Genomic DNA, 11,829 nt, shown 5'->3' on the forward strand with positions numbered 1-11,829 from the left:
ACCATAGACAGGTCGCATTGACCCTGAACAAAGGCAGCATCGTGGCAAAAAACGAGATAAATGTCGCACCCGTAACCGGCAAGGCCGACCTGAATGCTTTTATCGATCTGGCTTATCGGCTGGGTCGATCCGATCCCAACTGGGTCCCGCCGCTACGCAACGAAGTGGTCGAGTTGCTGACGGAAAGCAAGAACCCGTTCTTCGAACATGCCGATGTCCAGCTGTTCCTGGCCCGCCGGGGCGAGGCGGTCGTCGGACGCATTTCAGCCCATATCGACCATCTGGCAACCGCGATGGACCCGGTCCAGGGCATGGGTCCGGGCACCGGCAACTGGGGCCTGCTGGAGGCCGAGGACGAAGCAGTCGCCGCCGCCCTGATCGCGCGGGCCGAACAATGGCTGAAGGACAAGGGCATGACCCGCGTCCTTGCCCCGCTGTCGATGTCGGTGTGGGAAGAGCCGGGGCAGCTGACCAAGGGCTTTGACCACCCCCCGACCGTGATGATGGGTCACCAGCCGGAACGCTACCAGCATTATATCGAGGCGCAGGGCTATGCCCCGGCCAAGCTGCTGCGCACTTACGAACTGGACATTACCAAGCCCTTCCCGCCGCTGATCCAGCGGATCGTCCAGTCGGGCGAACGCAATGCCAAGATCCGCATCCGCAATGTCGACAAGTCGAAATTCGATGCCGAAGCCGGGATCATCCTGCACATCCTGAACGATGCCTGGTCGGAAAACTGGGGCTTCGTACCCTTTACCGACCGCGAGATCGCCTATGCCGGCAAGAAGTTCAAACCGATCGTCCGCGAAGACCTGATCATGATCGCCGAATACGAAGGCGAGCCGGTTGCCTTCATGATGACCCTGCCCGACCTCAACGAAAAGCTGAAGCCGATGGGCGGCACGCTGTGGCCCTTCAACTGGGCCAAGCTGCTGTGGTGGCTGCGCAAGCCCAAGTCGCGCACCATGCGGGTGCCGCTGATGGGCGTGCTGAAAAAGCACCAGGGCAGCCGCCTGGCCAGCCAGCTCGCCTTCATGATGATCGAGGCGATCCGCCGCAACGCCGTCGCCCATTACGGCGCGACCCGCGGGGAAATCGGCTGGGTGCTGGACGATAACCAGGGCATGAACGCCATTGCCGACGCCATCGATAGCCACGTGAACAAGGAATACACGATCTACGAAAAGTCGCTCTGACAGGGGCGAAGCGCCATGGCGCGAACACCCTTCGACAAGCTCAGGGTGAGCGGGGTTAGAGGATAGGCTACCTCCACCCCGCTCAGGCTGAGCCTGTCGAAGCCGGATTGGCCAGATGGGTTCACGCAGAGGCGCGGAGAAGAAAGGGGAGGCGCGAAGGGGGGCTGCGTCCAAGTTGACACAGTTGACACCCTGTCCACTTCTTCCAACATGCCGGAAGCAGCAGAAATGACGGGCTTCCCGCGTCTTTTCTTAAGAGTGTTCACGCGGGGAGAACAAAAAACAGAGCCTGCACGCAGGTCTTCCCTGCGCGGAATGGCAGCGTGAGAGATCGACAATTGCAAAGAACCGCCGCGAATTTAGCAGGCAGCGGCAGAGTAGGAAAACCGGGCGGGGCCTGATCCGCACGCCGCCGGATAATGGTTCGCGCGGAGGGCGCAGAGGCCGCAGAGATGCCAGAAACCCAAGCGTCCCCCCGTCATCCCGGCGAAGGCCGGGACCCAGTCCGGCCAGCAAGGTCGCCGCCACGCGGCGGCGTTCCTATGGGGGCTGGGCTCCGGCCTGCGCCGGAGTGACGGAGATTTGATCTCGGCGTCCTCTGCGCTCTCTGCGCGAAACTATTCCCGCCAAGGTCTGGCCATGACGCGACACCCTTCGACAAGCTCAGGGTGAGCGGGTTGGAGAGTAGCCCTCCGGTCAAACACCCCGCTCAGGCTGAGCTTGTCGAAGCCGGGTTGCCTGCCTCGCCCTCGCCCCCACCCTCTTCCGCCGTATGCCGGTCAACCGTGGCTGCCACCGCAACGTCCATCGTGACATTGCCGACCGTGCGCATGATGTCGGGCAGGACCTCTACCGCGACCAGCAGCGCGAGCGGGCCGATGGGGACGCCCATGGCAATGGCGATGGGGCCAATGGCCGTGACAAAGCTGATCGCGCCGGGCAGCGAGACGGAGCCGATGGTCGTTGCCAGTGCCACCAGCACCCCCGTGGCCAAGACTACAGGGGACAGCTCCACCCCGGTCAGCCGCGCGACGTAGATCGCCACGGCCAGGTTCATGGCCGGACCGGTCGCGCGGAACAGCGCCACCGCCAGCGGCAGGACGAATTCGCCGGTGGTTTCCTTGAGGCCCAGGCTGCGGCAGGCAGCGAGCATGGCGGGCAGGCTGGCGAGCGAGGACTGGGTTGAAATCGCCATGGCCTGGACCGGCAGGGCGGCGCGGAAGAACCGGCTGAACTGCTGCCGCGCCGCGAAGACCGCAACCACATAGGCGAGCAGCAGGACCACTCCGCCCATCGACGCGACCGTGACGATGTAATGCGCCAGGGCCCCCAGCGCGGCGATGCCGCTTTGCCCTGCGACCGACAGCGACAGGGCGAAGACGCCTACGGGCGCCAGCCACAGCACCCAGCCGATGATGATCAGCATGGTGCCGGTAATCGCTTCGAAGAAGGTGACCATCAGTTGCCGGTGCGTGGCCGGAAGCCGCACGATGGCCAGGGCCAGCAGGCTGAAAAAGACGATGATCGCGATCATTGCCGTCTCTGCCGCAGCGGCAAAGATGTTCGACGGGATCAGCGATTTCAGGAAGTCGGCAATCGTCGGGACCTCGCCCGCTTGCTCCGCGCTCAACCCCTGGCGCAGCGCCTCTGCCGCAGCGGGGGGAATGGGGAAGGCATCGAGCAGCGCCGGCATGGCAAAGGCCGTGAACACCGTTCCCGTGGTCAGGATCGCGGCGAACAGGGCCAGCGAGGTTCCTGCCACGCGCCCGGCGCTGGCCGCGGCCACGGTCTGGACTATGCCGATTACCAGCAGGGCAGCGACCAGCGGGACGATGGTCATTTGCAGGCCGCGCAGCCACAGCGTGCCGATCACGTCGGCAAAGGGCAGCAGGCGCTCTGCCAGGGCCGTTCCCTCCAGCGCGATGCCCAGGGCCAGGCCCGCGCCCAGCCCGCCCAGCGTCCAGCCGACCGGCACCCGCACGTCGGGAATGAAGCTGCTGGCGCGGCCGGCAGTGGTGGTTTCGGCGGTCATGGATGCTCCCCGGGGGTCGATTGATTGCGTGACTTTAGCGCCGCAAACCGACATAGCAATTTTTGAAGGTCTGGCTGCAAGAGAACACCGATGGCACGCAACTATTTCGGCACCGACGGCATTCGCGGGCTGACCAATTCCGGCGTCATGACCGCAGCGGTTGCAATGAAGGTCGGCCAGGCGGCAGGCACGCGTTTCCTGCGCGGCACGCACCGCCACCGGGTGGTGATCGGCAAGGATACGCGCCTGTCGGGCTATATGCTGGAAAACGCGCTGGTCGCCGGGTTCACCAGCGTGGGCATGGACGTTGTGCTGACCGGGCCGCTGCCCACTCCGGCGATTGCCATGCTGACCCGCGAACTGCGCGCCGACGTGGGGGTGATGATTTCCGCCAGCCACAACCCTTACGAGGACAATGGCATCAAGCTGTTCGGCCCGGACGGGTTCAAGCTGTCTGACGAGGACGAACTGGCGATCGAAAGGATGCTGGGCGAGGATCTGCCTCTGGCCCCCGCTGCCCAGATCGGCCGGGCTCGCCGGATCGAGGATGCGCGCGGGCGCTATATCCACGCGGTCAAGAAATCCCTGCCCGATGACGTGCGGCTGGACGGGCTGAAGATCGTGGTCGATTGCGCGAACGGCGCGGCCTATCACGTTGCGCCATCGGCCATGTGGGAACTGGGCGCGGAAGTGATCTCGGTCGGGGTCCAGCCCAATGGCATCAACATCAACGACAAGTGCGGATCGACGCACCTGGGCCTGATCAAGGAGACGGTCGTCGCCAGCGGGGCCGACATCGGCATCGCGCTGGACGGCGATGCGGACCGGCTGATCGTGGTCGATGAAAAGGGCCAGACGGTCGATGGCGACCAGATCATGGCGCTGATCGGCACCCAGCTTGCCGCGCGCGGCCAGTTGCACGGCGGCGGCGTGGTCGCCACGGTCATGTCGAACCTGGGGCTGGAGCGCTATCTCGCCAGCCAGGGCCTGACGCTGGAGCGGACCAAGGTGGGTGACCGCCACGTGCTGGAAAAGATGAAGGCCGATGGCTTCAACGTCGGCGGCGAGCAGAGCGGGCACATGATCCTGCTCGACCACGGCACCACGGGCGACGGCACGGTTGCCGCGCTGCAAGTGCTGGCGGCGCTGGTCAAGTCGGGCAAGCGGGCGAGCGAACTGCTCCACCTGTTCGATCCGGTGCCGCAATTGCTGAAAAACGTGCGCTTCGCCGGGGGCAAGCCGCTGGAGGACGCGCGGGTCAAGGCCGCGATTGCCGCTGCCGAAGCGGAACTGGAAGGCAAGGGCCGCCTGGTCATCCGCCCCTCCGGCACCGAGCCGGTGATCCGCGTCATGGCCGAAGGCGACGACGGGGCGCAGGTGGAGCGGCTGGTCGATGCGATCTGCGCCGCCGTGAAGGAAGCCGCCGATGCTTGAAATGCGCCCCGATTGCGAAAAGTGCGGCACGGACCTGCCCGCCGAACTGCCCGGCGCATTCATTTGCAGCTTTGAATGCACCTTCTGCACCGAATGCGCCGACGCGCTGGACGAGCGCTGCCCCAATTGCGGCGGCGAACTGCTCGACCGGCCCACGCGGGCCAAGAGCCTGCACGCGCAGCATCCCCCTTCGACCGTGCGCAAGTTCAAAGGCTGAACCGCAGGTAATGACCCAGCCACCCCGCATCCTCTCCATCGCCGGGTCCGACAGCTCGGGCGGCGCGGGCATTCAGGCGGACATCAAGACGATCACCGTGCTGGGCGGTTATGCGATGACCGCGATCACCGCGATCACCGCGCAGAACACGCTGGGCGTCACGGCGGTCGAAGTGCTGTCGCCGGACCTGATCGGCGCGCAGATCGACGCCTGTACCGGCGACATCGGAGTCGATGCAGTGAAGATCGGCATGCTTGGCTCGCCCGCCATCGCCCATGCCGTGGCGGAGCGGCTGGAGCGCCTGTCCGTGCCGATCGTGTTCGATCCGGTCATGGTCGCCACCAGCGGCGCGACTCTGGCCGATGCGGAGACCATCGCGGCCTTTGAGCGGCTGATGCACCTCGCCACCCTGTCCACGCCCAACGTGCCTGAACTGGCGGCGCTGGGCGGGCATGAGGGCATGGCGGCACGGGGCATTGCCTATCTGGCCAAGGGCGGCGATGCGGACGGCGATCAGGTTGAGGACGTGCTGGTCATTCCGGGCCAAGCGCCGCTGCACATGACGGCACAGCGCATTCACACCCGCCACACCCATGGCACCGGCTGCACCATGTCCAGCGCGATTGCGACCTGGCTGGCACGCGGGCTCGACCTGCCCGAAGCAGTGGAGCGCGCGCGGCGCTTCGTCCGCTCTGCCATCGCGGCAGCGCCCGGCTTTGGCGACGGCAGCGGCCCCTTGGGACACACTGCCGCGCAGGCTTAATCCAGGGCGTAGAAGTCCCGGATCACCTCCCAGGCCTCGTCCGCCGTTTCCACCCAGTGGAACAGCTTGAGATCGTCCGGGCTGATCACACCCTCCTCGGCCAGGGCCTCGAAATTGACGACCCGCGTCCAGAACTCCTTGCCGAACAGCAGGATCGGGATCGGCTTCATCTTGCCTGTCTGGATCAGGGTGAGCAGTTCGAAGAATTCGTCAAACGTCCCGAACCCGCCGGGGAAGACCGCAACAGCCCGCGCGCGGAGCAGGAAATGCATCTTGCGCAGGGCAAAGTAATGGAACTGGAAGGCCAGGCGCGGCGTCACATAGGCATTGGGCGCCTGTTCATGCGGCAGGACGATGTTCAGGCCGATGGTTTCCGCCCCGGCCTCAACCGCGCCGCGATTGGCCGCTTCCATGATCGAGGGACCGCCGCCGGAGCAGACGACGAACTGGCGCATCCCCTTTTCCACGATGCCCGCGCTCGACGCGATCTGGGCGAGCTTGCGCGCTTCCTCGTAATATTGCGCCTTGGCCGCCAGGCGTTCGGCCACGGCACGCTTTTCCTCGGTCACATTGGCGAGGAATTCATCGACCGCTTCGGGAGCGGGAATCCGGGCCGAGCCATAGCACACCAGGGTCGAGCCGATGTTCGCCTCGTCCAGCAGCATTTCGCATTTCAGCAGTTCCAGCTGAAAGCGGACCGGGCGCAGTTCCTGCCGCAGCAGGAAATCGGTGTCGCGAAAGGCCAGCTGATAGGCCGGGCTGCGCGTCTGCGGGGTGGAGTGGTCTTGCGATTCGACAAAGCCGGCTTCCTGCTCGGCCTTGTAGAAGCGGCGCCGGTGCAGCCGCTTTTCCTTTTCTTCTTCTGTCATTTCGTCCTTTTCGCCCGTCACGAGGCGACTGTCAAAGCCGCGCCCCGAAAACGCGAAACCCGGCGCTCAAAACGAGGCCGGGTGGTGATTGTTCCGGATGGAAAGTGGATGCCCCGCGAGGATTCGAACCTCGATAGACGGAATCAGAATCCGTAGTCTTGCCATTAGACGACGGGGCAACAGAGCCGGTGCCTCTAGTCGCGCGAATGGCCGCCGTCAAGCGCGCTGGAAGCGCAGCCCTTGCCCCCTGCGCCCGACCGGTCTAGCATCGCGTCAGGTGTGCGGCCCGATTGGCCGCGTGAAAACGATAACGAGTGATTTTGAACATGGCGGACTATTCTCCGCCGCCGCGTGGTAGGAACGGACAGAAAGTGAACGGACGGGCGGGGGCTGCGGCCCGCGATCGTGCGGCTGATCCGTCTCCGAACCGCCCCGGTGGCCCCGGCCGGCCCGAGCCTGCCTGGAAACAGGCCCAGCGCGGCGCCCCTTTTCAGCGCCAGGCATTCGCCGCAATCGACCTTGGCACCAACAATTGCCGCCTGCTGATCGCGCGTCCCCAGGCCGAGAACTTCGTCGTGGTCGATGCCTTCAGCCGCGTGGTCCGGCTGGGCGAAGGACTGGCCCAGACTGGCCGGCTGAGCGAGGCGGCGATGGACCGCGCGCTCACCGCGCTGCAAATCTGTGCCGACAAGCTGAAGCGCCGCAATGTCCACCTGGCCCGCTCGGTCGCGACCGAGGCCTGCCGACGCGCGGCCAACGGCGCCGAATTCATCGCCCGCGTGCGCGAGGAAACGGGCATCCTGCTCGACATCATCAGCGCCAAGGAAGAGGCGCGGCTGGCCGTCATGGGCTGCCACCTGCTGCTCGAATCGGGGCAGGGTCCGGCCATGGTGTTCGACATCGGCGGCGGCTCGACCGAACTGGTACTGGTCGAAACCCGGCCTGACGACGTGCCCTTGATCCACGACTGGCAAAGCGTGCCATGGGGCGTGGTGTCCCTGACCGAAAGCTGTGAGCACGAACCGGACGATCCGGTGGGCCGCGCGGTCCGCTATGAACGGATGAAGGAGCTGGTGCGCGACAGTCTCGCCCCCTTTGCCGAACGCGCGCTGGACTGGCTGGAGCGCGCCGCGCCCGACGAGCCGCTGCGCCTGCTGGGCACCAGCGGCACGGTCACGACCCTGGCTAGCTTGCATCTGGAACTGCCGCAGTATGATCGCAGCGCGGTCGACGGGCTGATCGTGCAGTCCGAGGCGATGCGCGCCCTGTGCGAATCGCTTTCGCGCATGACTCCGGCCGAGCGCCGCGCCCAGCCCTGCATCGGGCGAGAACGATCCGACCTGGTCGTGGCCGGCTGCGCGATCCTGGAGGCCATTCTGGACCTTTGGCCCGCCCAAAAGCTGGGCGTGGCCGACCGCGGCATCCGCGAAGGCATCCTGCGCGGCCTGATGGCCTCTGGCGACGCTGCGGAGCGCGCGCGCGCCACCTTGAGAGAAATGAAACGACAAGCATCATGAGCCGATCCGGAAAAGACCCGCACGAACGGCTCCGCACCGCCAAGAAGCGTTCGACCAGTTCGGCGCGCTGGCTGACGCGCCAGCTCAACGACCCCTATGTGAAGCAGGCCAAGGCCCAGGGCTGGCGCAGCCGCGCCGCCTTCAAGCTGATCGAGCTGGACGAGAAATACGGCCTGATCAAAGGGGCGCGGCGCGTGGTGGACCTGGGCATCGCGCCCGGCGGGTGGAGCCAGGTAGTCCGCAAGCAGAACCCCAAGGCGGCGGTGGTGGGCATCGACCTTTTGCCCACCGAGCCGCTGGAAGGCGTGACCATCTTCCAGATGGACTTCATGGCCGACGAAGCCCCGGCGGCCCTGACCGAGGCGCTGGACGGCCCGCCCGACCTGGTCATTTCGGACATGGCGGCGAACACCGTGGGCCACAAGCAGACCGACCATCTGCGCACCATGGGCCTGGTCGAAACCGCCGCGCACTTTGCGATCGAGAACCTCAGCCCCGGCGGTGCCTTCGTGGCCAAGGTGCTGGCGGGCGGGACCGACACGGACCTGCTGACCCTGCTGAAAAAGCACTTCACCAGCGTCAAGCACGCCAAGCCGCCCGCGAGCCGCAAGGATTCGTCGGAATGGTACGTGATCGCGCAAGGCTTCAAGGGATAGCCAAGCCCGGAACATAAGCCCCTGCGCGCAGTTGACACTGCGATGCTGGAAGAACTTGCCGTCAGTACCGCGCACAGCGTGACGCGGATCGTGGAGCTGACCGGGATCGGCATCATTGCCATCGGCGCATTTGCCACCCTTGCCGTGTTCCTGGCGCGGCTCGCGCGCGGGGTGCCCAGCAAGCAGGCGGTCAGCGAGGTTCGCTCCAGCCTGGGCCAGGCGATCCTGCTGGGCCTGGAATTCCTCGTTGCGGCGGACATCATCAATACGGTGGCCGTGCAGCCGACTCTGGGCAGCATCGCGGTCCTGGCCGGGATCGTGGCGATTCGGACCTTCCTCAGTTTCAGCCTGGAAACAGAGATCGAAGGACGCTGGCCATGGCAGCGCGGCAGCCGGCAGCGCGAGATCTAGCACTGCCTGGCCCCGCAATCTGCCCATGCGAAAAGGGCGGAGCCTTGCGGCCCCGCCCCTTTGTTTCGACTGAAGTCCGGCCTTACTTGGCGGTCTTCAGGTAAGCGATGATGTTGGCGCGTTCCTGGGCATCCGACAGGCCGGCGAAGCTCATCTTGGTGCCCGGTGCGAACTTGGCCGGATCGGTCAGCCATGCGTCCAGCGTGGCGTCGTCCCACTTGCCGCCCTTGGACTTCAGCGCGTCGGAGAAGGCATAGCCGCCACGGCCCTGGGCAACGCCTTCGCCGTATACACCAGCCAGATTCGGGCCGATGCCGTTGGCACCGCCCGCATTGATGGTGTGGCACGCGGCGCACTTGGCAAAGCTCTTCTGGCCCTTGGCCGCATCGCCGACCACGGCAGCGGCTGCGGGCGCAGCGCCAGCGGCGGGCGCTTCGGGAACGGCCGGAAGCGGCAGGTTCGAACCCTGGGCGTTCAGGTAAACCATCAGGTTCGCACGCTCCTGCCCATCGGACAGACCGGCGAAGCTCATCTTGGTGCCCGGAGCATGCGCCGCCGGGTTGGTCAGCCACGAATTCATCGCGGCCCAGTCCCACTTGCCGCCCTTGGCCTTGAGCGCATCCGAGAAGGCATAGCCGCCGCGGCCCTGGGCCACGGCTTCACCCATCACGGCATAGAGATTCGGACCGATGCCATTGGCGCCGCCCTGGTTGATCGTGTGGCACGCGGCGCACTTGGCGAAAACCTTTTCGCCCTTCGCCACGTCAGCCTTGGCCAGGAACGCCTCGAACGGGGTTTCAGCCGCGCCGCCTTCGCCTTCCTGGACAACACCAGCGATTTCATAGCCCATGGTTTCGGGCCGCTGTTCCTTGCCAGCGTGGAAATAGCGCGAGCTTACAGCCGAAAGGCTGAGCAGCACGACACCGGAAAACAGCGTCCATCCGGCAATGGTATTGAAACGGTCTGACATATGGTTGCCCCGTTGGGATTTCGCCTAGGAGATTTGCGGTCGCTCTAGTGTCGCGCCGCGCCGTGCGCAAGGGGCATTGCAGCGCCCCGAATTGCAGCCTAGCCAATGTCCCCATGTTTTCGCGGCTTCAGGCGGCGAGGCTGCGGAAAATTGGGAGGACGGATGACCTGGAAACCGGAAGTCGAGGAACTGCGCACGCGCCGCAAGCTGGCCGAGCAGATGGGCGGCGCGGAAAAGGTCGCCCGCCAGCATTCGCGCGGCAAGCTGGACGCCCGCGCCCGGATCAAGGGCCTGGTCGATCCTGGCTCGTTCCGCGAAATCGGCAAGATCGCGGGCAAGGGGCACTATGGCCCGGACGGCGAATTGCTCGATCTCTCCCCTTCCAACCTCGTTTTTGGCCGGGCCAATATCGAAAGCCGCCCGGTGGTCGCCTCAGCCGATGACTTCACCGTGCGCGGCGGCGCGGCGGATGCCGCGATTCACCGCAAGTTCGTACAGTGCGAGCAGATGGCCCATACGCTGAAGATCCCGCTGATCCGGATGATCGACGGCACCGGTGGGGGCGGATCGGTCAAGACGCTTGAGGACATTGGCGCGACCTATGTTCCGGCGACGCCCGGCTGGGGGGAGATCGTCAAGAACCTGGAAACCGTGCCGGTCGTGGCGCTCGCCCTGGGCCCGACGGCGGGGCTGGGCGCGGCGCGCGTGGTGGCCAGCCACTACTCGATCATGGTCAAGGGCCTGTCCCAGTTGTTCGCCGCCGGACCCGCCGTGGTCGAGGCGATCGGCGAGGCGAGCGACAAGGAAAGCCTGGGCGGCAGCGCGATCCATACCCGCAACGGCGTGGTCGACGAGGAGGTCGGCAGCGAGCAGGAAGCCTTTGCCCGTGCGCGCCGCTTCCTCTCCTACCTGCCCAGCCACGTCGGTCAGCACGCGCCGCGAATCGCCAATGCGGACCCGGTGGACCGGCGCGAGCAGAGCCTGATCGGCCTGGTCCCGCGCGAGGCCAAGCAGGTCTATTCGATGCGCCGCCTGCTCGATGCCGCGTTCGACAAGGGATCGGTGTTCGAAATGGGCCGCCTGTGGGGCCGCGCCGCGATCACCGCCTTTGCCCGGCTGGATGGCTGGCCCGTGGCCGTGGTCGCGTCAGACCCCAGCTTCCTGGGCGGATCGTGGGAGGCGAAAACCAGCGAAAAGGTGGAACGCTTCATCAAGCTGGCGGACCAGTTCCGCCTGCCGGTGGTCCACCTGGTCGACAATCCAGGCTTCATGATCGGGCTGGCCGCCGAAACCAGCGGGACGATCCGCTATGGCGTGAACGCGATGAACGCGATCTACAAGGCCAGCGTGCCGCTGTGCTGCGTGGTGATCCGCCGCGCCTATGGCATTGCCGGCAGCGCGATGAGCAATGCCGAAGCCTTCCAGTACCGCTTTGCCTGGCCCAGCGGCGACTGGGGCAGCCTGCCGATCGAGGGTGGGATCGAAGTGGCCTACAAAAGCGAGATCGAAGCGGCGGAAGACCCGCAGGCCCACCTTGAGGCGATTCGCGAGCGGCTCAACCGGGTGCGCAGCCCGTTCCGCACGGCGGAAAAGTTCGGGATCGAGGACATCATCGACCCGCGCGAAACCCGCCCCCTGCTCTGCGAATTCGCCGACCTTGCCTGGCGGGCGCTGGGGGCAAAGGACTAAGGCCCAGGCCGCCCCCTCTGCTTCCGAGCTTCGGCCCGAAGCGGAGGGGGCGGGTTCAGGCAGCGCTGCGGA

Annotated in this window: 11 protein-coding genes and 1 tRNA gene; 8 read left to right on the forward strand and 4 right to left on the reverse strand. The window is 65.9% G+C overall.

Features of this window, described 5'->3' with window-relative positions:
- The first annotated feature begins 41 nt into the window (after window positions 1–41).
- On the forward strand, window positions 42–1,199 hold the full coding sequence (locus tag ACQKOE_RS09360) for an N-acetyltransferase (protein ID WP_427512545.1): 1,158 nt from the start codon (window positions 42–44) through the stop codon (window positions 1,197–1,199).
- A 709-nt stretch (window positions 1,200–1,908) separates the two neighbouring features.
- Here the strand turns inward: ACQKOE_RS09360 and ACQKOE_RS09365 are convergent.
- Window positions 1,909–3,231, reverse strand: a complete 1,323-nt coding sequence (locus ACQKOE_RS09365; protein ID WP_427512546.1) for a dicarboxylate/amino acid:cation symporter — start codon at window positions 3,229–3,231, stop codon at window positions 1,909–1,911.
- A gap of 90 nt (window positions 3,232–3,321) precedes the next feature.
- On the opposite strand from ACQKOE_RS09365, the gene glmM reads away from it, so the two are divergent.
- The 3 genes from glmM to thiD are packed head-to-tail and all read left to right on the forward strand — an operon-like array spanning window position 3,322 to window position 5,645.
- Window positions 3,322–4,665, forward strand: coding sequence for a phosphoglucosamine mutase (gene glmM / locus ACQKOE_RS09370; protein ID WP_427512547.1), 1,344 nt, complete (start codon window positions 3,322–3,324; stop codon window positions 4,663–4,665).
- On the forward strand, window positions 4,658–4,882 hold the full coding sequence (locus ACQKOE_RS09375; protein WP_374588788.1) for a DUF1272 domain-containing protein: 225 nt from the start codon (window positions 4,658–4,660) through the stop codon (window positions 4,880–4,882). Before glmM ends, ACQKOE_RS09375 begins: the two co-directional genes overlap by 8 nt.
- 10 nt (window positions 4,883–4,892) lie before the next feature.
- Window positions 4,893–5,645, forward strand: coding sequence for a bifunctional hydroxymethylpyrimidine kinase/phosphomethylpyrimidine kinase (gene thiD / locus ACQKOE_RS09380; protein ID WP_427512548.1), 753 nt, complete (start codon window positions 4,893–4,895; stop codon window positions 5,643–5,645).
- On the opposite strand, the gene ACQKOE_RS09385 is transcribed toward thiD, so the two are convergent.
- Together ACQKOE_RS09385 and ACQKOE_RS09390 are read right to left on the reverse strand one after the other, a co-directional pair.
- Entirely contained in the window at window positions 5,642–6,514 is an 873-nt protein-coding gene (locus tag ACQKOE_RS09385; RefSeq protein ID WP_427512549.1) for a TIGR00730 family Rossman fold protein, read from the reverse strand. The genes thiD and ACQKOE_RS09385 overlap by 4 nt on opposite strands.
- Window positions 6,515–6,619: 105 nt before the next feature.
- Window positions 6,620–6,693: transfer RNA gene (locus ACQKOE_RS09390), tRNA-Gln, on the reverse strand.
- 147 nt (window positions 6,694–6,840) lie between these two features.
- Here ACQKOE_RS09390 and ACQKOE_RS09395 point away from each other — a divergent pair.
- From ACQKOE_RS09395 to ACQKOE_RS09405, 3 genes are read left to right on the forward strand one after another with little or no spacing between them, the layout of a single operon-like run.
- Window positions 6,841–8,031 (forward strand): Ppx/GppA phosphatase family protein, encoded by a 1,191-nt coding sequence (locus ACQKOE_RS09395; RefSeq protein ID WP_427512550.1) that lies wholly within the window; start codon window positions 6,841–6,843, stop codon window positions 8,029–8,031.
- Window positions 8,028–8,687, forward strand: coding sequence for an RlmE family RNA methyltransferase (locus ACQKOE_RS09400; RefSeq protein WP_374588796.1), 660 nt, complete (start codon window positions 8,028–8,030; stop codon window positions 8,685–8,687). The genes ACQKOE_RS09395 and ACQKOE_RS09400 overlap by 4 nt, the downstream gene beginning before the upstream one ends.
- A 42-nt stretch (window positions 8,688–8,729) precedes the next feature.
- Window positions 8,730–9,098, forward strand: a complete 369-nt coding sequence (locus ACQKOE_RS09405) for a DUF1622 domain-containing protein (RefSeq protein ID WP_427512551.1) — start codon at window positions 8,730–8,732, stop codon at window positions 9,096–9,098.
- Window positions 9,099–9,180: 82 nt separating this feature from the next.
- Here the strand turns inward: ACQKOE_RS09405 and ACQKOE_RS09410 are convergent, their stop codons facing one another.
- Window positions 9,181–10,068: a c-type cytochrome gene (locus tag ACQKOE_RS09410; RefSeq protein ID WP_427512552.1), complete on the reverse strand. Its 888-nt coding sequence runs from the start codon at window positions 10,066–10,068 to the stop codon at window positions 9,181–9,183.
- 162 nt (window positions 10,069–10,230) lie between these two features.
- Between ACQKOE_RS09410 and ACQKOE_RS09415 the strand changes: the two genes are divergently transcribed.
- On the forward strand, window positions 10,231–11,757 hold the full coding sequence (locus ACQKOE_RS09415) for an acyl-CoA carboxylase subunit beta (protein WP_427512553.1): 1,527 nt from the start codon (window positions 10,231–10,233) through the stop codon (window positions 11,755–11,757).
- Window positions 11,758–11,829: the final 72 nt, after the last annotated feature.

The organism is Novosphingobium sp. NPDC080210 (genome assembly GCF_050281025.1).
GTDB lineage: Bacteria > Pseudomonadota > Alphaproteobacteria > Sphingomonadales > Sphingomonadaceae > Novosphingobium.

Coding starts and splice junctions, on each gene's coding strand:
- ACQKOE_RS09385 (WP_427512549.1), bottom strand. CDS start 6,514: ATGACAGAAGAAGAAAAGGAAAAGCGGCTGCACCGGCGCCGCTTCTAC.
- ACQKOE_RS09410 (WP_427512552.1), bottom strand. CDS start 10,068: ATGTCAGACCGTTTCAATACCATTGCCGGATGGACGCTGTTTTCCGGT.
- ACQKOE_RS09405 (WP_427512551.1), top strand. CDS start 8,730: ATGCTGGAAGAACTTGCCGTCAGTACCGCGCACAGCGTGACGCGGATC.
- ACQKOE_RS09365 (WP_427512546.1), bottom strand. CDS start 3,231: ATGACCGCCGAAACCACCACTGCCGGCCGCGCCAGCAGCTTCATTCCC.
- ACQKOE_RS09395 (WP_427512550.1), top strand. CDS start 6,841: ATGGCGGACTATTCTCCGCCGCCGCGTGGTAGGAACGGACAGAAAGTG.
- ACQKOE_RS09400 (WP_374588796.1), top strand. CDS start 8,028: ATGAGCCGATCCGGAAAAGACCCGCACGAACGGCTCCGCACCGCCAAG.
- ACQKOE_RS09415 (WP_427512553.1), top strand. CDS start 10,231: ATGACCTGGAAACCGGAAGTCGAGGAACTGCGCACGCGCCGCAAGCTG.
- thiD (WP_427512548.1), top strand. CDS start 4,893: ATGACCCAGCCACCCCGCATCCTCTCCATCGCCGGGTCCGACAGCTCG.
- glmM (WP_427512547.1), top strand. CDS start 3,322: ATGGCACGCAACTATTTCGGCACCGACGGCATTCGCGGGCTGACCAAT.
- ACQKOE_RS09375 (WP_374588788.1), top strand. CDS start 4,658: ATGCTTGAAATGCGCCCCGATTGCGAAAAGTGCGGCACGGACCTGCCC.